This is a genomic window from Nostoc sp. (assembly GCF_036917415.1).
Lineage (GTDB): Bacteria > Cyanobacteriota > Cyanobacteriia > Cyanobacteriales > Nostocaceae > Nostoc.
This window is the reverse complement of record NZ_JBALDJ010000066.1, coordinates 1-23,882: the sequence shown is the minus strand read 5'-3', so window position 1 is coordinate 23,882 and position 23,882 is coordinate 1. Positions and strand designations below refer to the sequence as shown.

Below are 23,882 nucleotides of genomic sequence, written 5' to 3'. Positions count from 1 at the left end.
AAATGACAAATGACAAATGACAAATGACAAATGACAAATGACAAATGACAAATGACAAATGACAAATGACAAATGACAAATGACAAATGACAAATTAAACCTTAATTTTGGCGAATAAAGACTCGTATTGTTTTATTGCTGATGGAGGTAAGGGAAGTAAAAATTCACTTTTATCGAAAACTTTGCGATCGCTCTCTAACAAACTCCATAATGGTTCTTGGATATCGGAAGCGGCAATATTTGTAGAAATTGGCGAATTACTTTTAGTCAGCACCGAAATTTGTTTAGCTGTGCTTGGTTGCCAACAAAAATCAATCCATTGATCTGATAAAGTACCCTTATTAATCCCTGCGGGACGTACCCATAAGTCCGCCCAGATTGCTGTTCCTGACTGGGGGATAACTGCGGCAAGCTGCGGATAACGTCCCAGAACAGGCAATACATCGCTTGACCAACCAACCGCTAGCCAAGTGTCTTCTATAATTAGAGGTTCCAAATAGTTATTAGAACTGTAAAATTTCACCTGTTGATTTAACATCTGTAATTCCTTTTCCAAGTCTGGTACTTGGTCAAGATTGTCTGTATTATAAGATTTTCCCAGCTTTTTTAAGACCAAACCAATAACTTCTCGTGGTTGATTGAGTAGGGAAATACGCTGCTGTATTCCATCTCGCCACAAATCACTCCAATCTTTGGGCGTCCATCCCAATTTTCGCAACTTGTCACGGTTATAAACAATTACTGTACTACCCCACCTGTAAGGCGCACCCCACACCTTCCCTTGAGTATCCAAATTACCTTGGTCGTTGCGCGTTACCAGTTGTTTCCACTTTTCATCTAAAGTAGACCACTGCTTTAATTGGTTTCCCTGCACTTCTTGGAGTGGTTGAATCAATTTCTGCTCAATAGCTGCTTGTAGCCAGTAATCTCCCAATGTTACTAGGTCTACGTCAGCAGCTTTTTGCCCTTGCCCAAAAGGTATTAAACGCCTTAAACCCCTCCATCCCTGTTCATCAGTAGCTTTTGGTTTCTGCTGCCAATTTTGTAATTGCTGAAATAAATCCTGTATATGCCCAACTGGAGCAAACTTTAACTCCACCTGTTGCTGCAAACCTTTGTGGAACTGATTCACCACCTGACCAGGTATAGAACCTTTTAATAACTGTACTTTTAGTTGCGTCTGCTTGTTTCCACCACAGCCAAAAAGCAGTTGTGAAAGTGCCAGTGTGCTTGTACCTAGCAAAAAAGACCGTCGATCCATTGATTTTGGATTTTGAGATTTTTGATTATACCTAATATTAAGCAGAGATTCAGCAGTGGCTGACTAGCTGAAAAAGTGGAGATGGAGAATTATCGGTATTTTTTCTTGATAATACGGTTAATTTTGAATATTTGACTCAAATTAGCGATTTTTTGGCACATTTCTACTTAAAGATTAATTTTTATCCATAAATTTACTTGATGGTACTTATGATGAAACCTTACTTGTATTTAGAAGTAATGATTTAAATGTCACATTTCCACCAGAAATTATCAATACTTAAATAATCCATAAGTATCGTTAAGGTTGAGAGTAAATTGAATAACATAGAGAAAATGTACGAATAAAGGTATTAAATGGAGCTATTACAGCAGCAGATCCTGACTTTAAGCCAAAAGTTAGATGCCGTGTGCCAAGTAATTGAGCAGCTTGATGGTAAAGTCACTCAAACTTTCTCAGAGTGTTCTTTAGCGAATACACAAGCAAAGGATAATTGCCAACAAAATGGCGCGGCTGGAGGCTACCAGTTTAAAGGACGTAACAATTTAAATCCAGAAATGGAACACAAGGATGTGTTGACAGATGGCATTTATCTAGACATGCATCGTCAAGCTGGAGATAATATAACACCAGAAATTCAAATACAACGACTGACAGCACAATTAACAGCAGCGTACAATCGCATTGCGGCTTTAGAAGAACAATTACTTAGAGAGAGAATTCACTAAATTTAACTTGAAGTTCAACGAATTAAAAAAACGGATTGAGGTAAGTAAAACAAGGCTTTAGGTTAAATATCGAGTGATGGTTTTATGAGCATATACTTAGATACAAGTAAGTAATCCAGCCATCAAATTGATAAAAAAGTTAAACACACTATTACATATCTTTACGTAATAGTGTGACATATCTACCTATAAGTTTTTAGTCATTACCTCACTATGAAACAAAAAAAAACAACCCTAAGACTGATGTCATTAGGGTATTGTCTGGTTTAAAAACCAAGATTTTCTTATTAATCTGTATTTTTCTCATTAGTGTTTTTGGCATCTTGTTATCAAATTGGTTGATGACAAGCCAGACAGCTTTTGCTAAAATTGACCTTTTGCAACCTGCTCCTACTCAACCGCTATTGTAAATAAGGGACTCAATCCCAATTAATGAAACGGCAGAAATTTACGGAGATTTCAAGTCGGAAATTCTTAAAAGATTTGCAGCCAAAGAAAAGAGTAAACGCAAAACAAAAAAGATTGTCATAAATCTATTGTAATATATAAATCTCAAGGTGAAATAATTAAATTACAGAGGGTACAAATTTTATTAAAAAGCTTATGTGAGACATAGCTTGTTTCAGAACTCATATTTTTCTGAGTTTACCAATCTCACGCTTTTATCTAGCACTATCTTTATGTTTTAGTTCCAGAAAATCTTTAGTTACTCTAACTATAGAATCTCCATTTATATAATTTGAAGTATAATTGGGCGTTAATGGTAGATTATCACTTGATTCTAGTACTAAAATAACCCGAAAAAAGTATTCATCTATACTAGTATCAATCCGTTCAAGCTTAACATCAGTAATTTCGTTCAAAGAATATTGAAAAACTGTTTTTTCTAACGTTCCAAACCACCTGTAACGACTAAGCTTTACAGTATTTGTTTCTTTATCAAAATTACAAGTGATAAATAAACCTGGTGACGCTACTAGCAAAGCTAATATTCCACAGAATACAGTAAACCTGACAACAATGTAACCCATAAAAGTGTCATCAAGTATAACCGCTAAATTGTTCTCTGTAGGGTTTTTCAAAAATTTGTTAATTCTTAATACTATTGATTGTAATTCTTCAAGTTTAAATTTTGGGTATGTTCTATCTGTAAAAGGAAAGCTATCTTTATCAGTTAATAGTAAAATTTTATATGAGTATCTAGGCTTAACTTGACTATCAGTTTGCATCTCTGTTTCCAATTTAGCCTCTAGTAACTCAGAAACTAGCACTTCACTTTTTTCTTGGCCAAACCAATAGTTTTCTGTTAACTTACACATTCCTGTTAAAGTATTTTGTCCTGCACTCAAATCAATATTTGAAGTAGATATATTGTTTGGATAACGATTGCAGACAAGTTGTGTAATAGGTGTAAATACAATAGTTGCAAATAAAAATAGAACAAATAATTGACTAAAAAATATTCCCACACCTAAAAATACTTTTGGTCGAATAATAAAAATAAGTTTAGTTGATGTTTGCTCTGAGACTTTTAGAGGATTAGCTAGAGTCAAATAACATCCAGCACCTAAGTTAATTGCCAACAGGATGGCAAATAATAAAACAGTCATTTTATTTGTAGCTCCAGAACCGCTTTAGCAGATAGAAATATTACGCGTTTACCAATTAGATAATAAACCAAGAAAGAATAACCTCAACTACTCTTCTGTGCCTAGCGCCATCGAATATGCCAGCATTAATGGAATTCAAGTACTGTGATTCCTGTCTAGGCTCGGACTTTGCCACTGCTAATTTTAGCTTGCTAATAAAGCAAGATGGCAATTTCTAATTTCAGTTCATCCTTAGTCATGTTTGATGCTTGGAGGATGTCATCGGGAATTATGACGCTCATAAATAAGGGAAAACTCCAATTCACAGTTTATTCTAATTCTTCTGTCATGCTGGGCAAGATTTTTAAACGCACAGAGAAGTAGCATCGGAGGAAACCTCCGTTTATAACTTTGGTGGGGCGGAGAGTCTTGCCGAATTTAATTCGCTAAGAATTAATGAGATGCTGTACTTAGCCGTTCAAGTTGGGCTTCAATGGCTGTCAAAAGTTGGTGTTGCTGCCAATCTTGGCTAAGATGGGCGGCTATGCAAGCGGCTCCAGCACCCATACCTTCTTTGACAAAGCCCTGCTCATAAGCTCTCAGTTGGGGATAACGAGAATCAGCAAAGCTCAGATGAGTTGCTAATAGAGGAGGGGTTTCTCCACTCGGAGTTAAGCTGTTTTTTCCTAAGTTAAGAGCTAAGTCAACTGTAGCGCCAGTAGGATCTTCAGCCACCCAGCGGGTTGTGCCTACAACTACTGCTTCTGGTTGCCATGATAAGGCGTAAACTCGAGCGATCGCACTCATCAATGCATAAACAGCCAACATTTGCGTCCCTCCAGCCAGCATCACACCACAACTACGGCTAGCAGCGATCGCCATTCCAGCTACCACCACTTGCATCGGATCGCCCACAGCAGCTACGAGTTCTAGGGGATCTACAAAATTTTGGATTTGAGATTGGAATATCTCATCCTGCTCCCTGCCCCCTGCTCCCTGCCCCCTGCTCTTATTCATCTTCTCCAGCCCAGCTTGCACTAGTGCCCACTTTTGCGCGTGGTTACAAACAGGGTGGCTACTGTTAACTTTTCCAGCAGCATCTATACCTAAACCAGTTAAGATTGCCAGGGCAGTTGTAGTACCTCCGACGACGCACTCACCGACAATCAGATATCCCTGTTGGATATTGGCAGCTAGGCGTTCTCCCCAAAGTAGTCCTTGTTCAAACAAGTGATGTACTGTTGTAATTTCCATAGCAGCACCTTGACTTAAACACTTAGCAGGAGCGCCATCCAAATCAATTACTGGCACAGGTGGAGTCTGGGGTAAACCAGCATTAAATAAATGAACTGGTATCTTTAGTGACTCAAAGACAGCGCGAGAAATCAGCACAGGTGAAGCCCCAGCCGCCAATGGTGGTAAGGGATATTGGGCTTTATGTTCTGGGCCGTAATACAAAAACTCAGCATCGGCACAAGCAGTATATTTCCGATCCTCTGGAGTGCGACCAGCTGCTGAAATCCCTGGAATTAAACCAGTTTCAGTAAATCCTAAAACACAAGCAAATACAGGTAGACAACCACGATACCTTCGCAGCCATTGTTCACCCTGTTCTTTTTGGGTATAAATACGAATTTGGGAATTGGGCATGGGACATTGGTTATTAGTTAGGACTGATCATTTAACCAATGACAAATGACAAATGACAAATGACTAATAATTATCCTTCATAATCCATGAGAACTTGTACCCAGTGTGGTGGGCGGGGAATAGGGTTGCCCAGGCGGTCAAAAAGCAACCATGCTGCCAGGTGTACCACAAAAAGGTAGATAAAGTTGTTGAGTATAATTAAAGCGATCGCTCCCACTTGAATCAAAAATACACTGGGACTCGCCAACAAACTCAAGTTAAAAAATACCCACTCAATGAACTCAGTCACCTGGGTAATCACATAAATCCACAGGTCTTCACCTGACAAAACAGACAGCAACCACAGCCGAAAAAAGACTCCTAAAGTACCTAATAGCGTACCCAAAGTGATAGAAACAATCCAGGGAACACGACGACGACACCATGTAGCGCCCAAAAGCACGCCCATGAACCCGTAGGGCATGACAAACAGCAAACTGCGCGCTGGCCCCATCAATACCGTCAGCAGTAACCCAGAGGTGAGTGCTGCCATCCATGCCGCACGTTTGCCCCAACGCAGATAAACTAGAGCGATCGGCACTGGAAAAAATATCCGCAAAACTGGGCCCAAAGGAAAGTAAAAATTAATAAACCAAATTAGGCTAGCGGTACTGGCTAAAAATGCCGTTTCCACCATCCTCAAGGGCGCATCAGCTTTGATTTGAGGGGGCATTAACTGCTGTTCTTTATCTAACCAATGATTCTGAGGAGTTGGAGATTCAGGGGATGGATCTTCCTCCGGTTCATCTGGAAGAGAATCTAAAATACTCATATCTGAAAAGTTTTTAAACGATCATTCTTTCTAAGGCTGACAAATCGGGAATACAAATAGTGTCTTGATCCCGTTTAATCAAGCCTTTTTTTTCTAGCCTTGTCAATACTCGTGTCACCGTTTCCCGCGCCAGTCCGCTCAAACTACTCAATTCCCGATGAGGTAAATTGGGGATTTCGGTTCCGGTTTGCCCTTTTTTTCCCTGTCCTTCTGCCAAAAATAACAACGTATCTGCCACCCTTGACTGGCTATCAGATTCCCGCAACCGCAATCGGCGATTTACTTGCCGCAAACGTCGTGCCATTAGTTGCGCCAATCGAACTCCCGCCAAGGGTTCTATCTGAAGTAATTTGACAAAATCCTGAGCAGGCATACTACCAATTACCGTCGGGGCCAAGGTAATCACATCCGTGGATCGAGGTGCTTCATCTAGCGCCGCCATTTCACCAAACAATTCACCTTTGCCAATAATATTCAGCGTTACCTCTTTTCCTTCCAAATTGTAGGTGCGAATTTTTACCCATCCGTCCATAATAAAATACACAGAACCACCCCAGTCATTTTCCAGTAAAATCACTTGATTGGCTGGATGAGTGCGGGTAACAAGATGGATGAGAGCTGATTCCACAGCAGTTTCTGGCAACCCTTGAAAAAAGGGAGCGGAGGCGATCATCCAGGAATTAGCCTGTGCTTGCAAGCTATATCGATCTTCCATTACGACATCTTTAATTCAAGCTGCTATGTACACACAACAAACAAGAGCGCCATTTGTAGCCTAAGCTATCATTGCACAGCTCCCTTTCAAAAAGAAAACTAACTATGCTACACAAGAAAGCGACAAAAAGTTTTTTTAAATAATCTTTACCTATAAGTTTAAACGGGGTAAAAGTTTTGCAAATAGTAGTTTATAGCCTGCGGAAGCATTGCTTAGGGGCTAGCTGCACTGCAAACTTGATTAGTTATGAATATAGGCAAACAACATCAATGATACTAAAGGGAGTAAATTATTGCTCAGATATTTTAGCGATTTTCAAAAATAGGCAACTAATGACCTGCAAAATTAAGCTTTTCGAGCAAAGACTGTTGAAGAGTACAAGGGGATGGGGGGACAAGGAGACAAGTTTCTCCTTGTCCTCTTTGATGATTGAAGATTGCCACGACTCCCAGTAATCCATAACATAATGACAGTCACAAGTCCAAGCAGCGGCTTTGGCCACTCAAAACTTATCCTATGGTTGACGCTGCGCGTAGCAAGATCCCCATAAGGGTAGGGTGATTGTAAAGTAATTGTCACATTAGTTGACATACATTTATAGGTAAGGTAACAAAAGTGACTTTTAGTACTGATGAAATTCAAAAGCTGATCGCAGACATTGACAACTTACTTGCCAGCGGTGGCAAGCGCCTGTCTAGATTTCTGTCTGGTCAGGCGCAAGAGCCTAAAGAAGTTTTAGAGCGAATTCGCGACTTCTTGGTGAGATTACAAGAAAAAGAAGCATTAGAGAGCGGCATCCCAAATCAATCTTCTGAAGAACCGCGATCGCCCTTGGCGATGGCTCCGCCATCGCCTTCGTTAACAAAATTTATTGATCGCGATTACAACCAATATCCACTACCGCAGCTCAAACCTAGTCAGGAACAAAGTACTGTTGACGCCGGACAATTAAATAATGAATTTTCGAGATTGATTCAGCCGTTGCGATCGGAATTAGAATTGCTCTTGCAAGAGCGAGCCACTCTCATACAAGAAATTCGGCAACTAGAACAAAAGCGTTTGCAAAACTACTCCTTAGCGCAGCAGTTGACAAACCAGGAGCAAATGATTACCGAGTTTTTACAGGTACTCATGAGTCGCCTTGTGCCAACTTTAACACCACTGATTGGACAGACCAGGGAAAATTCCGCCAGTTCTTCAGGAGGAATTAATTACCCAACCTCTGCAAATCAATCTTTGTTAGAATCTTCTGACGATGTGGAGCGGTTAACCCAGTTTGCTAGGGAGTTGGATCAACGCCTATTATCACTAGATGGGACGGTAAATGTAGTCTTTGAAGCACTACAGCGCAACATTAATACTTATTACGAATCCCTATCGCAAGCACTGGCAAGAATGCATAGCAAGGGGATGCAAGGCGAACAGCTGATGGCCAGCTTTGTCAACAATTTGACCCAGCATTTGCAGCAAGAATCCCCTGGTTCGCAGTCATCTTTGCTGGCAGTAGAATCTGAGACACTACCATCATTGGCTGAACCAGCCGAGAATACTGCTGGAGTTGCGCCCCAACCCTTGGAACTTATACAGCCAAAAACTTCATCTGCACTCACAATTACTTCTGAGCAACAGGAGACTACCCTCACAGAGGATCTAGATGCAGTGCTGTTGCAGCTTGGTTTAGACTCATCTGAATATTTTGAAACCCCAACCGAATTACCGCAAGATATTTCTGCGGTAATTGGTGACGAAGTAGACCAACTTTACGCCAGTTTGTTTGATGCTGGTGATGTTAATAATCCCAGCCTCGATGTTTCCACAAATGACTCTCTTTCTACAGCTTCTCCATTACCATTGAACATCGCACAGACCCCGCCTATCTCTCCAACCGTCGATTCTGCGGTTGTGGCTCCAGATACGGGTCTTTCAACTCAAGAGACTTTAGGCGAAACCACAGATTCATCAGAGCCACAGGAAGAACTATTTTTTGCAGAGGATACTGACCTAGAATCACCTCTTAGCTTCTCTACTCCACAAACAGATAGTTTGCCACAAATCGGCACTCAGCCAGCTAGTGTTGATACAATTAATACCCTAACTGACTTATTGCCTGATACAGATAGTGAACTGCAATTGCTGGAAGTCTCATCTTCTGTGGATAATGCCACAACTACAGCAACTGACCTATTGCCTGATACAGATAGTGAACTGCAACTGCTGGAAGTCTCATCTTCTGTGGATAATGCCACAACTACAGCACCAGTGACTCCAGAAGTAGCAGAAATTTCATTGGTAGAGCCTACTGTTCGCGAAGCGGACGCACCAGAAGGTATCGCCACATCGGAAGTATTAATTAACAACGATCGCTCCGAACTGTCTTCAGATAACTACATTGCTGCTTCACCCCAAGAAAACTTACTTTCTATTGAGTCAAACCAGTTTCCAGCCGTACCAGATATTTCTTTAGATGAAGAACAGTTGCAGCAATTAGATCGGGATTTGGCTAATTTTGATCGGCAGCTAAATTCTGAGTCGCAGCCAGATAACAACTTGGATGTTTTCTCGGAACCACTTGATAACATTCAAGACACAATCCCCACAACTTCCCCTGAAAATCTCCAAATAGCAGAGAATACATCAGCTGCTTTCTCCAGTTTGGCAGTTCCCCAGGTAGAAACTGAAAAAAAAAAGGAAGTCACAACTCCTGTTCCAGAAAGTTATTTACCTCCAATTGCTAACTCCATAAATAATCCAGAAGTTTCGCCCAATATTCTAGAATCAGTCTGGTATTTAGGAATTGATTTAGGTACAACAGGAATTTCCGCCACATTATTAAATCGCTCGACTTTTGTTGTACATCCTATCTACTGGTCAGCAGAAAATCCGCCGGGAACAAGTTCCTTTCAGCAATCGTTTCGTTTACCAACAGAGGTTTATCTGCCTATAGCTTCTGTACCCCACGGTGAAAATGAAACCATCGAAGCACATGAGCAGACAGCACCGGCGGCTGTTGCCCAAGATAAAGTGCCCGATCGCTCGGCTACCACTCCTGCAACACCAAGATCGACAGCAGATCCGACGAAAAACAATCTCTACTCGGCGCAGTTGAAGCCTTATCTACAAGTAGCCATTCCCTACAAGAGCGAACGACAGAAATGGGAACCTGTTTTGCAATTAAATGAATTTTCGGCAGGGCCTTTGATTTGGGTTGTGCGATCACTCTCTAAATTACTACTAACCCTCAAATCCGAGAAAACAAGTACCACCCCTAGTTTAATGGCTGCCGCTGTTGGGATCGGCGAACAAGATTTTCCCCAGATTATCAATAATATTGCAGGTGTAATTTGCACCTGTCCATCTAGCTGGTCAGAACAATACCGCTTTAATGTGCGGGAAGCTTTACTCACTAGCAAACTTATCCAACATCCGCAGCAAGTCTTTTTTGTCGAAGAAGCGATCGCTAGTCTACTCCCGGAACTGGATGCTGCTAATGGTGAGCAAGTAAAATTAAGCGATGCTCAAGGTTCTCATCCAGCCAAAACCAGCGAACATCCCATTGTTGGTAACACCCTTGTGATTAACATTGGGACAACTGCCACAGAAATGTTGCTGGTGAATCTACCAGAAACCTTGCAGCAATTGTCATACAATGATTTCATGCTCCACAGTTTTGCTTATGCTGGCAAGGGTATTGAACAAGATATAATCTGCCAGCTGCTATTGCCACCTAAATCTCGGCAATCACGCCTAGAAACACCAAGCGATGCCTGCGGCGGGCTACGCCTACGCAAAACTACTACGAGTAATCCTTGGCAATGGCAACCGTCAATTCCCGGTTTAGACCAAATGCGTTGGCAGACTTTAGGGTTGGAAGAATTAGAACTACCCAGAGTCGGAGAACCAGATATCACCGCTCGAATTCGCCTCCAGCAGCGTCTAGAAAGTTCTCTATTGGGACAGGCGGTATTAGATGCGGCATTAGCCCTAAAATTGATTTTGCAACACCAAGACTCTTTTACCCTGGAATTGGCCGATCAGCGGTGGATTTTGCCGCGACGAGACTTAGAAAGCCAGGTATTTATCCCCTTTGTGCGCCGCTTGAACCGAGAACTCAACAAGTTATTGGTAGCTCGTGGCATTCCCACAGAAGCCATTAATCAAGCTATCCTGACTGGTGGAGTGGCTTGTGTTGGGACGGTGAACCGCTGGTTACGCCAAAAACTTCCCAGTACTAAGATTATTCAAGATTTATATCTCGGCGAAAACGGCGCTCCCAATTGCAGCCGGGTTGCTTATGGTTTGGCGATGCTGCCTCTGCATCCCCAGATTTTAGATATACCCAGGCAACAATACACTGATTATTTCTTGTTTACAGAATTGTTGCGATTGCTACCAGACCGTCCCTTATCTTTTGGTGAAGTTATCCAGTTATTTGAGGGTCGTGGGATTAATACTCGCACTTGTCAGCAACGGCTGCTGGCTTTTTTGGAAGGTGAGCTGCCTTCCGGTTTGATACCTTCAGTCACAGAATCAACCTGGCTTACTCAGAGTTCACAAGAAAATCCTGACTATCAGGCGATCGCCACAGCACCACTTTTTGAAAAACAAGGTAGTCTCACTTATCGTCCCAATTCCCAACAACTGTTGTCTTTGCGTCGCTATCTAGATGCAATCAAGGCTAGTAATCAGCAATCACTGGAAGAACCATATACGGTGAATTTCGCCTTAGAGGTCGATCGTTGAGACTAGTACATCTCGCTAGAAATAAGAATACTACTCAAAATTCCAAATGCTCATAACGTAAGCATTTGGAATTTTTCAAAAAGGCGGAATTAAAAATTAAAAATTAAAAATTAAAAATGAATACAGCGTAAGCGTTTCATTGATTTGGAATGGGTGGTTTATTTACGCCGTGTTTTACCAGTATTAATACTTTATCTCAGTAATTTTTTGGATGTGTACAATATTAGTATCTTTATTTATTAGATGGCGAAAATACTGTAGATTTACAATTTATCAGTTTAATTGAAAGATTCTGTAAATTTTGAATTTTTGGTTTTATATTGGTTAAAATATGTGTATATTCACACTCAGTAGTAGCGACAACAGTAGTAAAAATCGCCTAAAAATCATGTCTATGTCTACACTACTAATGTAAAAATTCCTGTTATAAAAGTAAGTTAGCCCTTGTGAATAATCTTTATCTTTATTCAGTTAATTGTTTACAACAGCCTTCACACCCGTCAACTTTAAGCGTGAGAAAACGATTAATTGACATTGTTGGAGCCATTGTGGGGCTGATTGTTACATTTATGATAGCAATTCCCGTAGCAATTGCTACCTTTATTCATGAGCCAAGTCCAATATTTTATTCCCAAATTCGCTGTGGTTTAAACGGAAAAACTTTCCGCATCTGGAAATTCCGCTCCATGATTGTCGATGCCGATAAACTCAAGCATTTGGTTGAGAACCAAGCCAAAGGTCACATCTTTAAATCTGTTGACGATCCTCGCATTACTCCTGTTGGTAAATTTTTGAGGCGTACTAGCTTGGATGAATTTCCTCAATTTTGGAATGTTTTGTTAGGGGATATGAGTTTAGTTGGTACTCGTCCACCTACTCCTGATGAAGTCAGTAATTACGATCCACATCACTGGGATAGATTGCGAGTCAAACCAGGAATTACTGGAGAATGGCAAGCTAATGGGCGTTCTAGCATTACAGACTTTGAAACCATTGTCAAAATGGATATGGATTATCAACACAAGTGGTCTGTAACTTATGACCTGAGTCTGATTATTAAAACTATCTGGGTGGTATTTAAAAAGACTGGTGCTTATTGAATTTGTCATTAGTCATTAGTTTTTCTCTGTGTTCCCTTATCGCCACTTCTTTGTTCAACCCTTGACGCCGCTACCAGTTTCTGTGGGTACAATGTAACGTTGTAAAAATAGAAATAGTAATAATACTGGGGCGATCGCAATCACTGAGCCAGCAGCTACCAAGCGCCAGTTAAGAGAAAATGTCCCTGCTAGCTTTGCGACTCCCAAAGGAAGAGTGTATAAATTTTCGTCTTGGATGATAATTAAAGGCCACAAAAAGTCACTCCAAGCACCAATGAATACAAAAATAGCTAAAGTTACCAGTGCTGGGCGAACTGCCGGTAACATAATATGCCACCATAATCCTAACTCTGAGCTGCCATCCATGCGGGCGGCTTCTTCTATTTCTTTGGGGACACTCATAAAAGCTTGGCGCAGCAGAAAAATGCCAAAGGCAGAAGCTAAACTCGGAAAAATCATCCCTAAATAACTATTTGTCAAACCCAACTGAACTGTCAAAATATAAAGGGGAATCATTACGATTTGGAAGGGAATCATAATCGTGGAGACAATCGCTGCAAAAATCCAGTCTCGCCCCACAAACGACAATCTTGCCAACGGATAGGCAGCCAAAGCGCAAAACAGTAAATTTAAGCCCACAGTCAGTACTGATACCAAAGTACTGTTATACAGGTATTGTCCAAAAGGTAGAGAGTTCCACACACTAAAGAAATTATTTAGTGTCGGTGACGCAGGAAACAACTGTGGCGGTGACTGAAAAATATTTTCCGTAGGCGATTTTAAGGCTGTACTAATTAGCCATAGTAAAGGAAAGAGCATCACCAGTGCGATCGCTCCCAATAGCGCATACATTAACAGATTTTGCGATCGTGATTTTTTCCAGTTCAGCATTTGATTAATATAGGAAATTATCTTTTTTAAAAATTAAATAATGATATGCTCAAATTAAAAAGTATTAACTGTTAAAGTTTCAACAGGATGACATACTGAATTGAGTCAGACATAACTTTACTTGAGAATTTGATTAACTTTATCCTAACCTATTATCATAAATCTGGTTAAAACAATTAACCTAATTTTTTTATTGAATTTATTCGCATATAAATATAATTAAGTATCTTCACTTGTTAAACTTCCTAATCCTTCCAAAAAATCACAGAAATCGTTGTTTATTTTTGCATCATGTTCTTTTACATCACTCCATGTTTGACTATTATGAATGATATCTTGTGCTTCGAGAAGACAAATACTCAAAGCATTTTTTAAAATTCCAATTGATTCGGCTTTTGAATAATTACTCAATCTCAAAAACTTAATAACAGATTCTTTATCGGCGGATTCAGTCAACATATTATTCAGTTTTTCAGTTAGTTCATTATCTTTATTCATCGTTGGTATACAATTTAGTAGGCTAACGCAACTCGATACTATATCAATTGAGGTGCGTTGCGCTTTGCGCAACGCACCCTACATTTAGGGTAAAATCTTGGGTGGATGCTCACCCATTTTGACCCACATTTTACGTACACGAATCAATTGCAAACGATTCATTTTTAAAGCCAAAATTGTTGATCTTCCTACAGATGTAATTCCGACAATTTCTGTAGCATCATCATTCCAAGCAAAATGGTCTGCCCACAATTGCTGTTGTGGATTAAATAATTTAACCTCATTCTGAGTATTAGGGTCAATTGCTGTTTGACGAGTTGCTTTATAACGATTACAAGATGGGCAAGCCAAGCAGAGATTTTCAAATACAGTTTCCCCACCAGATGACAAGGGAATGATATGCTCAAATTCAAAAGTAGTGACTGTTAAAGCTTCAGCAGTGCGACAGTAAGCGCACAAATTAGCAAAATGACTGCGAATTTTATTTTTTAATTCAACAGGAATGTAAACACTCACGATGCTTGCTGTTTATTTTGAAAAATATTTAATGTATATCTAGCTCTAGTTTTAAGAAGATTTAATTGGTCTACTTGTGTCAATAATCTATCTAAAGTTTCAGTTTCTTCATTTGACAAATGATGTTCAGAATTTTTAATTAATAATTCCTGTAACTGTATCTGAGCTTTGGGAGATAAATAACTTTCTGCCAAAGCTTGCAACTCATCTAGATTTAAACCAATCAATAATTCTGAATCTACAGATAAGTTGGTTAACTGTTGGTAAGTTTGTAAATCTAACAGTACTCCAACTTTTTCTCCCTGTGCATTAGTGACATACTGAACTGAGTCATACATAGCTTTACTTGAGAATTTGATTAATTTTATCGTAACCTTATCTTTACATTTGTTATTTGAAGCGGTAGGCAAATTATGGATGCTGAAGAGTTGTTGCAGCGTTATGCTGCTGGGGAAAGAGACTTTCCAGGAGTCAGACTCAGGGGTGTTTTTTTGGATAGAGCTGAATTGAGGGAAATTAACCTCACTAGAGATGACTTGAGTGGATCTGACTTGAGTGGAGCCAGTTTCCAAGTTTCCAATTTTAGATTGCCAGAATATATTCCTCTGGGTGGTGGACGCATCATTCTGCCAGATGGTTGAGCGCTCGGTGGGTAAGGCTAAGGTATCCTGAATCCTTCAACCTTTTTGAGTCAATCCGGTTTCTGTAGAAACAGCTTGTAGTGGTTTATCCCAAAGTTCAATCGGTATTTGGGACAAATAGGCAAAATTAAAGACAATTCCGATAGTCGGCTTTGTGTGCCACTGCGGTAAACTGAGCAAGCGATCGTAATATCCGCCGCCATAACCCAAACGATATCCTTGATGGTCGCAAGCTACACTGGGGACAAGAATCAAATCTACATCGGCAGCATCTAATAGGGGAGCGTTGGGGTGTGGTTCAGTAATCCCATAAGCGCCGCTTTGGATAGAATCATTAGGTGTCCAAATATGCCAACACAGGGATTTATCAACGCAGCGAGGAAATCCCCAACGGTATTTGGTATTTGCAAATAGTGGACTGAGGTCAGGTTCTTGGCGAAAGCTGAAATAAGCGAGTATTGTTTTTGCTTGGGTAAACAAAGTAGAGTTTTGTAAATGAGAGCATAAGCGATCGCTTTTTTCTCTCCATTCTCCAACGGACATTGATTGACGTGTTTTGAGTAGAGTGCGGCGCAGTTCTGCTTTATTTAGTTGATGATTAACTTTGTCCATAAAAATTTATCTAGTCAAAAAAATAAGCTGGGCATCGCCCAGCCTATATCACGTTAAATTCACCAGTACATAGTTATGCAGCGTGTTGACGATACCACTCAATGGTATTCTTTAGCCCTTGCTCAAAGCTTACCTGAGCCGTGAAATTAAAGGCTTGTTTAGCCCGTTCAGTATCTAAACAGCGGCGGGGTTGACCATTAGGCTTATCAGTTTGCCACACAATTTCACCCTTAAACTCCATCAATTCGCAGATTAGAGTTACTAAATCAAGGATGGAAATTTCATAACCGGTTCCCAAGTTAACTGGTTCCGATTCGTTATAGAATTGAGTCCCCATCACAATTCCCCGCGCCGCATCTTCTGAATACAGAAACTCACGGGTAGGACTGCCATCACCCCAAACTGGGAGTTGCTTTTCTGCTTTAATTTGGGCTTCGTGAACTTTGCGAACTAATGCGGGAATGACGTGAGAACTTCCGGGGTCAAAGTTATCTTCTGGGCCATATAAATTTACTGGCAGTAGGTAAATCCCATTAAAACCGTACTGCTGACGGTAAGATTGCAATTGAACTAAAAGTGCTTTTTTTGCAATTCCATAAGGGGCGTTGGTTTCCTCTGGGTAGCCATTCCAAAGATCGTCTTCTTTGAATGGTACTGGAGTGAATTTAGGATAGGCGCAGATTGTGCCAACACAAACAAATTTTTCTACTCCAGCTTGATAGGCAGCGTGAATTAGCTGGGTTCCCATGATCAAGTTATCGTAAAACAACTCTGCGGGTTTTTCGCGGTTTAAACCGATACCACCGACATGAGCTGCTAGATGTATGATTATGTCTTGCTGGTCAACTGCACGTTGGCTATTTTCCCAAACACGTAAATCGGAATCGCGCGATCGCGGTACTGTAATTTTCTCGCGATCGGCCCCTGCTTTACACAGTTGATCTATCACCTGACGACCTAGAAACCCCGACCCACCAGTGACGAGAATCCGTTTATTTTTTAATACTAAGGCGGTCATATTTTATTCTCTATGATGCGAATCAAAAGTGCAAAGCGCCCAGTGTTTGACGAATAGTGGCAATATCATCTGGGAATTGCGAACCATTTCCATTGGGTGAAGTATGACCCAATGCTTGTAAATCTGCTTCTACCATTAAGGAAACTAGTTCTTCAAAGGTTACTGATGGTGTCCAGCCCAACTTCTCGCGCGCTTTGGTAGAATCGCCAATCAACAACTCTACCTCTGATGGACGGAGGTAACGCTCATCAAACTCTACATAATCTTGCCAATTAAGATTCACATAACTAAATGCCAGTTCTAAAAACTCCTGTACCGAGTGGGTTTCACCAGTAGCGATTACGTAATCGTCTGGCTGGTCTTTCTGCAACATCAACCACATTGCTTTGACGTAATCCTTTGCATAGCCCCAATCTCGCTTGGCATCTAGATTACCCATGTAAATCTTTTTCTGCTTACCAGCAACAATACCAGCCACGGCTCTAGTAATTTTGCGGGTTACAAAGGTTTCACCCCGCCGTGGTGACTCGTGGTTAAAAAGTATACCATTACAAGCAAATAAATTATAAGATTCACGATAATTTACAGTTTGCCAGTGAGCGTAAACTTTGGCACAGGCATAGGGACTGCGGGGATAAAAGGGCGTTGTCTCAGTTTGGGGTATTGCTTGTACTAAACCGTACATTTCTGAAGAACCCGCCTGGTAAAATCGTACCTGAATTCCGGTACGATGCTGGTAATCTCGAATTGCTTCCAACAGACGCAATGTCCCCATTCCTACAGCATCCACTGTGTATTCTGGTGAATCAAAGCTGACTCTGACATGGGATTGAGCGCCGAGGTTGTAAATCTCTACTGGCTTTACTTCTTCTAAAATACGCCGCAACGTTGTACCATCTGTCAAGTCACCGTAGTGAAGAAACAAGCGCACTCCCTCTTTGTGGGGGTCTTCGTAAATGTGATCGATGCGGTCTGTGTTGAAGGTAGAAGTCCGGCGAATGATGCCATGAACCTCATAACCTTGTTCCAACAAAAACTCACTTAGATATGAACCATCTTGTCCAGTAATACCAGTAATCAACGCTCGCTTCTGTTGCGTCATGCTCAATTATCCCTTGTTGTCTTTGATTAAAAAGTTACAGTCAATCTGATACAACCTAGCAACTAATTGTTGAATTGCCTAATGGGAAACCTACGAGTTCTTGTTGTTATAAGACTTTTTCCGTAAATAAATATACTTAATAAAAATTAATTTAACACGTAAGTCCAACCTTAGATAGCTCAAGATTGTTTAATAATGTACATTTTCTTTTTTACCAGATAGATCGAGAGTATCTTTATGTATATTGTCTTTTCGTCAAAGCTTCATATATCTCTAGTTTTGTGAAGAATTAATAAATAGTTATTTTAAATTAGACCTTTGGCAGAAATGCGAATCAAGGCAAAAAAGCCAAAGTTTAACACTCATACAAGTTTTAGTTAAGTAGAAAAGCATAAATTATAGAAAGATTAGCAATTATTTAGTCTTAGGGAGGGGAAGAATTGGTACTTAGGGGCATTTAATGCCCCACAGGATCGTCCCTAAGTAGTTACTCAGTATGCACCGTTATTTTTGGGTAGAATTACCACATCAACAGTTTTCAAGATGATCCATAAATCAAGCCAGAAATTCCTAAATTTGACATAATGCAGGTCTATTTGGACTCGTCGAGGGTAGGGAATGTCATTACGCCCAGAGACCTGCCACAAACCAGTAATTCCTGGACGGATTGTTAAAATCTCATCAATGTGATAACCGTATTTTGGCAGTTCTTCTGCTACCAGGGGTCGAGGGCCGACTACACTCATGTCCCCTTTTAAAACGTTCCAGAACTGGGGAAATTCGTCTAAGCTAGTAATTCGCAAAAATCGACCAATTTTGGTAATCCGGGGGTCTTGTTTCAGCTTAAAACTGCTCTCAAATTCTTGTCGCAATTCGGGCGATGTTTCCATCATTTGCATGAGGATTTCGTCCGCATTGCTCACCATTGTTCGGAATTTAATACAATTAAACGCTTTGTAATTTTTCCCTACCCGTTCCTGGACATAAAAGATTGGACCCTCTGAACTGAAAGCAATCAGCAAGGCCAAGATTAAGTAAACGGGAAAGAACAAAATTAATACTGACAGTGAAAACACTATATCGAACAGTCGTTTGGCTAACTCTCCGTTTAAACCCTGAAAAGATAAACCTTTGGGTTTAACTTTTGGCGTCTTTGTTTTTTGACCGCGTTTTAAGAAACGCGTAGACGCTCTAGTGTCTTGCCTTACGCCTCGCTTGCCGGAGAGGAGTGAACTCTGGGCAGTCATCATACTCCTTAATAATCCACACCACACATAGTCCCAATATTAAAGCCAAAATGAGGTGCTTCTGGGGGGAAATTGCCAAAAGCCTAAAAAAATAAGACGTTAACCAAGACCATCATTGCAAAAACGGTCTTTTTCTTTGCATTTGTTTACAAAATCTAGATAACGTTCTGCAAAGATTTGCGGTGAAAACTGCGCGGCGTGCGATCGCATATACTCGGTATTAAAGGAACCCTCATACATTTCAAACTTTTCTACTGCCTCCACCAAAGCCGCCTCTGTTTGCGTCTTGAAGAATATACCTGTTCCTGTATCCACACAAGAGCGGATATCTCGCACTGTTTCTAGAGCACCCCCTGCACCATAAGCAATCACTGGCGTGCCGCAGGCTTGTGCTTCCACTAGGGCAATACCGAAATCTTCACAAGCTGCATACACAAACGCCTTAGCCATAGACATATATTTTTTTACCACATTATCGGGTTGCCATCCCAGTATTTGAATATTTGAGTTTGCCATCTCGCGAATCTTGTTCATTTCATCTCCTGTACCAATGACTACTAATGGTCGTTTTAGTTGATTAAAAGCATTGACAATCAACGATATTTGCTTGTAACTCACTAACCGGGAAACTGTCAGGTAAAAGTCCTCTTTCTCAGACAGAAACGGAAATTCCGCAATATTCACTGGTGGGTAAATGACTGTTGCTTCTCGTCGATAGCAACGCCAAATCCGCCGAGCTGTATGTTGCGAGTTGGCAATGAAGTAATCAACGCGATTGGCACTCAATACATCCCACTGGCGCAAACGATGTAATAAATATCGCGTTACCCACCCAGGTAAACCACTACCCAGTTTGCTGTGGCGCAGATAATCAAAAGTCAAGTCCCAGGCATAACGCATAGGGCTGTGACAATAGCAAATATGCATCTGTTCGGGAGTGGTAAGGATTCCTTTGGCAACAGCGTGGGATGAAGACAGAATTACATCATAATGCCGCAAATCAAGTTGTTCAATTGCCAAGGGCCACAAAGGCAAGTATTTTTGTATACCGTTACGGGCATAGGGAAAGTTCTGGAGAAACGTCTTGCCAATCTGACGCTTGTACAAATAACTTTCTTTATTGCTGGATTCAAAATCTATGAGAGCATACAAATCAGCATCAATGTGATTCAAAATTTCTCGGACAACGAGTTCTGAACCACCTGTGGCTTTGGGTGTCAGCCACTCATGAACTAGAGCATATTTCAAGGGCACAGCTAAACAATTCAAAATTCAAAATTCAAAATTCAAAATTGAAGATAGTTTTCTTAGACTCCGACTGAAAAGTTCCCCTTGTGATTAATTAATGGGAAGCGCCCCAGATTAGCACATAAGACGGAATCTTTCCCTCAGAGGTTCCAGATGGATACTACAACCTGATAACCTCAGATTGGGCATTGGGGAGGCAGTGCGGTCTTGGGGTTTCCCCCAAGTGGAGCAACTGCCGTCATTGGGCATCGAGAATGGGGTATTGGGCATGGGTTATTCTCCTTGTCTTCCCAGTCCCTAGTCCCTAATCCCCAGTCCCCACTATCTTGATGACAACTGATATAGAAAGGGTGAATTTATGCGAATTCTGATTATGGGTGGTACTCGGTTCATTGGTGTCTATTTGACTCAACTACTAGTGGAACAAGGACACGAGGTGGTGCTGTTCAATCGTGGGAATCGTCCAGCACCTTCTTTACAGGGAGTAGGACAAATTATAGGCGATCGCACTGATGCTACTCAATTAAAAACAAAATTATCACAAGAAAACTTTGATGTGATTTTTGACAATAACGCGCGCGAACTTACTGATACTCAACCATTAGCAGAAATTTTTCAAGACCGGGTGCAACATTTTGTGTATATGAGTTCTGCGGGGGTATATCTCAAATCCGATCAATTGCCCCACATAGAAGGCGATCCAGTAGATCCCAAAAGTCGCCATAAAGGTAAACATGAAACAGAAGCTTATCTGACTCAATTGGGATTGCCCTTTACTTCTATTCGTCCTACTTATATTTACGGCCCTCGTAATTATAATGAGTTGGAAGGTTGGTTTTTTGACAGAATTGTGCGCGATCGCCCCATTCCCATCCCTGGAAATGGCTTGCATATCACACAGTTAGGTCATGTAAAAGACTTGGCAAAAGCTTTGACTCAGGTTTTGGGCAATCAACAAGCCATAGGGCAGATTTATAATATCTCTGGCGATCGCTTTGTCACTTTTGATGGTTTAGCCCGTGCTAGTGCTGTCGCGGCGGGGAAATCACCTGATGCTGTCAAAATCGTCCACTACGACCCGAAAAAGTTTGATTTCGGCAAACGCAAAGCTTTTCCGATGCGAGTGCAGCATTTCTTTGCTTCGGTGAATAAAGCCCAAACAGAATTAGACTGGCATCCTGAATATGATTTGATTTCTGGGTTACAAGACTCTCTGGAAAATGACTATTTGGCTAATGCAAAAGACAAAGCTGATGTTGATTTTTCTGTCGATGAGGAAATTTTACAAGCGTTGTGAGTAGGGGCATACAGGCGTGTGCCTCTACTGGTGCGATCGCATTTTCATAACTCATCAGGGTTAACGCCTAACTCTCGCAGTTGTGCTGCTAATCTGTTAGCACGTTGACTTTCTTGTTCTAGTTTTTCTAGCGGTGTGGGAAGCCAATTCCCGGATGCATCATACCAACGTAGCCACAATCGCTCAATTTGTTGGTAAGAACCTTGCCAAAATCCTAAGCCCAGTTCCAAACCCGGCATCCAGACCCGTGGGGTACTCAAATCCAATTCATTGTAGCGGTCTGCAACTAATTGGAATGCTTGGAGTTTGTCAGTGTAGCGGTCAAACACAATGTAGTAAGGAACTCGCAAAATCCGCTCATAAACTTCCCATTTGGTCGGCGGTTGGTTAATTTCCCGCAGAGTTTGTCCTAAGTCTTCTTTTTCAGTGCCAGGAGAAAGCAATTCTACCACTACAAAAGGAGCAACCCCTTCTTGCCAGATCACATAACTCTGACGCAAGTTTTGCTGTTCGTAGAGACGCGAAACTCCCACAGCAGCAAACCAGTCCGGGCGTTTGTACCACAGTGTATGTCGGAGATCATAGTAAAGGTTTAAGTCAGTGGCTACAAATACCTCCTCGGCTGGATAGTTAGGTGGACAGAAGGTTTCGCGCAAAAGTTGGGGTTGAAAAAGGTGAAATTCATCAGGCAAACCAGAGTCCTCCGGGTATTCACTGGGAAGATCGTACATGGTGGGTAGGGTTTCTTTGGGGGAGAGAGGCGGGTCTGTTTGGTACATAAGGAGAATGTTGACCGACTAGCTTTAAGTTAACGGATTGCGGTAAAGGTTTGGTCAAAGTAAAAAATATTTTCTTCTACCTGAGAAAGACGCGATAAATTGCGTCTTTAGTTTTTACTAGAACAAGAATGACAATTTTCTCTATTAGTCAGCCAAACGTTTTTTAGAATTGTCTGAAGGCTACTAAAACTAGTTTCCGTAAATGCTGTTGTTGGTTGATAAAATGAGCCAGATTTTACAATATCCACTCCAGAATGTTCTAAAGTCTCGCGCCCGTTTGGGTGAAGGCCCTATCTGGGATTCTACCCAAAATCTAATTTACTGGGTTGATATCTACAACCATCGGGTACATCAGTTCAATCCTGATACAGGGAAAGACTTGTTTTTTGATGTGGGAGATGTGGTCGGCGCGATCGCAACAGCAGGTAAAGATAGATTAATTATGACGCTGCGTCATCACTTGGCGTTTCTCAACACCCAAACGGGTGAAGTTACCCCAATTTTGGAAATTGAAGGAAATCAGCCAGATAACCGCCTCAATGATGGCAAATGTGACCCCCAAGGCCGCTTTTGGTTCGGCTCAATGTGTTCTTTAGAAAACCCCCAGGCTAGCCTCTATCGCTACGATCGTGACGGTTCATTGCATATAATGGAAACGGGATTGACTCTCTCTAATGGTTTGGGTTGGAGTCCCGATCAAAAAATATTTTACTTGAGTGATTCTCCTCATAAAAAGATATATGCTTACGACTTTAATTCAGTAACGGGTAACATTACTAATCGCCGGATTTTTGTTGATTTAACTCATGAATCTTTCTACCCAGATGGGTTGACGATAGATAGTCAAGGAAATATTTGGTCAGCGATGTGGGATGGGTGGTGTGTGATTTGTTTCAATCCCAAGGGTGAAGAGATATTGCGGATAAAACTACCTGTGCAATTGCCAACCAGTTGCACTTTTGGCGGCGAAGATTTGCAAACACTCTACATCACCACGGCTTCAGTTGGACTCAGCCAAGCAGAAATTGAAAAAAGTTTCTACTCAGGTGATTTGTTTGCTCTGCAAACTGATGTTACTGGATTACCTAGCTATAATTTTGAGAGATAAAGCAGTAGCTGTGTTAAGGTGAGCCGCTAAATTGCCTCTGGCATTCGTTCAACTCGACTCTTTACTTGTTTGCGAATTCTAAAAATTCTGAGTTTTGAACTTTTGATCTTGAAGTTCCGAGTTCAAAGGTGCAACTTCCGAGTTCAAAGGTGCAACTTCCGAGTTCAAAGGTGCAACTTCCGAGTTCAAAGGTGCAACTTCCGAGTTCAGAGGCTCAACTTCCGAGTTCAAAGGCTCAACTTCCGAGTTCAAAGGTGCAACTTCCGAGTTCAAAGGTGCAACTTCCGAGTTCAGAGGCTCAACTTCCGAGTTCAAAGGCTCAACTTCCGAG

The 23,882-nt window shown here is 41.2% G+C and carries 21 protein-coding genes and 1 pseudogene; 6 read left to right on the top strand and 16 right to left on the bottom strand.

The annotated features are described in order from the left end of the window. Window positions 1-94: 94 nt before the first annotated feature. Entirely contained in the window at window positions 95-1,261 is a 1,167-nt protein-coding gene (locus V7K41_RS12835) for an extracellular solute-binding protein (RefSeq protein ID WP_334848635.1), read from the bottom strand. A 356-nt stretch (window positions 1,262-1,617) separates the two neighbouring features. Here V7K41_RS12835 and V7K41_RS12830 point away from each other — a divergent pair, with 356 nt between their 5' ends. Further along, on the top strand, window positions 1,618-1,989 hold the full coding sequence (locus V7K41_RS12830; RefSeq protein WP_292774803.1) for a hypothetical protein: 372 nt from the start codon (window positions 1,618-1,620) through the stop codon (window positions 1,987-1,989). Window positions 1,990-2,651: 662 nt separating this feature from the next. Here V7K41_RS12830 and V7K41_RS12825 read toward each other — a convergent pair. From V7K41_RS12825 to V7K41_RS12810, 4 genes are all read right to left on the bottom strand, one after another. Next, window positions 2,652-3,599: a hypothetical protein gene (locus tag V7K41_RS12825; protein ID WP_334848632.1), complete on the bottom strand. Its 948-nt coding sequence runs from the start codon at window positions 3,597-3,599 to the stop codon at window positions 2,652-2,654. Between the two features lie 432 nt (window positions 3,600-4,031). Then, entirely contained in the window at window positions 4,032-5,228 is a 1,197-nt protein-coding gene (cobT, locus tag V7K41_RS12820) for a nicotinate mononucleotide-dependent phosphoribosyltransferase CobT (protein ID WP_334848629.1), read from the bottom strand. Window positions 5,229-5,298: 70 nt separating this feature from the next. Then, window positions 5,299-6,039, bottom strand: coding sequence for a DUF2232 domain-containing protein (locus V7K41_RS12815; protein ID WP_334848627.1), 741 nt, complete (start codon window positions 6,037-6,039; stop codon window positions 5,299-5,301). Between the two features lie 13 nt (window positions 6,040-6,052). Next, complete coding sequence (locus V7K41_RS12810) at window positions 6,053-6,754, bottom strand: Crp/Fnr family transcriptional regulator (protein WP_292865967.1); 702 nt, start codon at window positions 6,752-6,754, stop codon at window positions 6,053-6,055. A 615-nt stretch (window positions 6,755-7,369) separates the two neighbouring features. Here V7K41_RS12810 and V7K41_RS12805 point away from each other — a divergent pair. Together V7K41_RS12805 and V7K41_RS12800 are read left to right on the top strand one after the other, a co-directional pair. Continuing rightward, the gene (locus V7K41_RS12805) at window positions 7,370-11,494 is read left to right on the top strand and encodes a hypothetical protein (RefSeq protein WP_334848623.1); all 4,125 of its coding nucleotides are present in this window, start codon (window positions 7,370-7,372) and stop codon (window positions 11,492-11,494) included. A 446-nt stretch (window positions 11,495-11,940) separates the two neighbouring features. Continuing rightward, complete coding sequence (locus tag V7K41_RS12800) at window positions 11,941-12,594, top strand: sugar transferase (protein ID WP_334848622.1); 654 nt, start codon at window positions 11,941-11,943, stop codon at window positions 12,592-12,594. A gap of 54 nt (window positions 12,595-12,648) precedes the next feature. Here the strand turns inward: V7K41_RS12800 and V7K41_RS12795 are convergent, their stop codons facing one another. The 4 genes from V7K41_RS12795 to V7K41_RS12780 form a co-directional block, all read right to left on the bottom strand. Beyond that, entirely contained in the window at window positions 12,649-13,485 is an 837-nt protein-coding gene (locus V7K41_RS12795) for a carbohydrate ABC transporter permease (RefSeq protein WP_334848620.1), read from the bottom strand. A gap of 219 nt (window positions 13,486-13,704) precedes the next feature. Then, entirely contained in the window at window positions 13,705-13,983 is a 279-nt protein-coding gene (locus tag V7K41_RS12790; RefSeq protein ID WP_334848619.1) for a hypothetical protein, read from the bottom strand. Between the two features lie 84 nt (window positions 13,984-14,067). After that, window positions 14,068-14,499, bottom strand: coding sequence for an HNH endonuclease (locus tag V7K41_RS12785; RefSeq protein ID WP_334848617.1), 432 nt, complete (start codon window positions 14,497-14,499; stop codon window positions 14,068-14,070). Next, window positions 14,496-14,837, bottom strand: coding sequence for a hypothetical protein (locus V7K41_RS12780; protein WP_334848615.1), 342 nt, complete (start codon window positions 14,835-14,837; stop codon window positions 14,496-14,498). Before V7K41_RS12780 ends, V7K41_RS12785 begins: the two co-directional genes overlap by 4 nt. A gap of 75 nt (window positions 14,838-14,912) precedes the next feature. Between V7K41_RS12780 and V7K41_RS12775 the strand changes: the two genes are divergently transcribed. Beyond that, the gene (locus V7K41_RS12775) at window positions 14,913-15,140 is read left to right on the top strand and encodes a pentapeptide repeat-containing protein (RefSeq protein ID WP_334848613.1); all 228 of its coding nucleotides are present in this window, start codon (window positions 14,913-14,915) and stop codon (window positions 15,138-15,140) included. 36 nt (window positions 15,141-15,176) lie between these two features. Here V7K41_RS12775 and V7K41_RS12770 read toward each other — a convergent pair whose 3' ends face one another. From V7K41_RS12770 to V7K41_RS12750, 5 genes are all read right to left on the bottom strand, one after another. Continuing rightward, complete coding sequence (locus V7K41_RS12770; protein ID WP_334848611.1) at window positions 15,177-15,752, bottom strand: 5-formyltetrahydrofolate cyclo-ligase; 576 nt, start codon at window positions 15,750-15,752, stop codon at window positions 15,177-15,179. A 73-nt stretch (window positions 15,753-15,825) separates the two neighbouring features. Continuing rightward, on the bottom strand, window positions 15,826-16,770 hold the full coding sequence (locus tag V7K41_RS12765) for a GDP-L-fucose synthase family protein (protein ID WP_334848609.1): 945 nt from the start codon (window positions 16,768-16,770) through the stop codon (window positions 15,826-15,828). Window positions 16,771-16,792: 22 nt separating this feature from the next. Further along, on the bottom strand, window positions 16,793-17,872 hold the full coding sequence (gmd, locus tag V7K41_RS12760) for a GDP-mannose 4,6-dehydratase (protein ID WP_334848607.1): 1,080 nt from the start codon (window positions 17,870-17,872) through the stop codon (window positions 16,793-16,795). A gap of 491 nt (window positions 17,873-18,363) precedes the next feature. Continuing rightward, window positions 18,364-19,119 carry a sugar transferase gene (locus V7K41_RS12755; protein ID WP_334848639.1) on the bottom strand — a complete coding sequence of 252 codons (756 nt, stop codon included), beginning with the start codon at window positions 19,117-19,119 and terminating at the stop codon, window positions 18,364-18,366. A gap of 99 nt (window positions 19,120-19,218) precedes the next feature. Then, window positions 19,219-20,373, bottom strand: coding sequence for a glycosyltransferase (locus tag V7K41_RS12750; protein WP_334848638.1), 1,155 nt, complete (start codon window positions 20,371-20,373; stop codon window positions 19,219-19,221). Window positions 20,374-20,725: 352 nt separating this feature from the next. On the opposite strand from V7K41_RS12750, the gene V7K41_RS12745 reads away from it, so the two are divergent. Beyond that, window positions 20,726-21,664, top strand: a complete 939-nt coding sequence (locus tag V7K41_RS12745; RefSeq protein WP_334848606.1) for an NAD-dependent epimerase/dehydratase family protein — start codon at window positions 20,726-20,728, stop codon at window positions 21,662-21,664. A 44-nt stretch (window positions 21,665-21,708) separates the two neighbouring features. Here V7K41_RS12745 and V7K41_RS12740 read toward each other — a convergent pair whose 3' ends face one another. Next, window positions 21,709-22,443 carry a Uma2 family endonuclease gene (locus V7K41_RS12740; protein WP_334848604.1) on the bottom strand — a complete coding sequence of 245 codons (735 nt, stop codon included), beginning with the start codon at window positions 22,441-22,443 and terminating at the stop codon, window positions 21,709-21,711. Window positions 22,444-22,666: 223 nt separating this feature from the next. Between V7K41_RS12740 and V7K41_RS12735 the strand changes: the two genes are divergently transcribed. Beyond that, window positions 22,667-23,551, top strand: coding sequence for an SMP-30/gluconolactonase/LRE family protein (locus tag V7K41_RS12735; RefSeq protein WP_334848603.1), 885 nt, complete (start codon window positions 22,667-22,669; stop codon window positions 23,549-23,551). A 78-nt stretch (window positions 23,552-23,629) separates the two neighbouring features. On the opposite strand, the pseudogene V7K41_RS12730 reads toward V7K41_RS12735, so the two are convergent. After that, window positions 23,630-23,882, bottom strand: a pseudogene (locus V7K41_RS12730) (hypothetical protein); the annotation flags it as partial.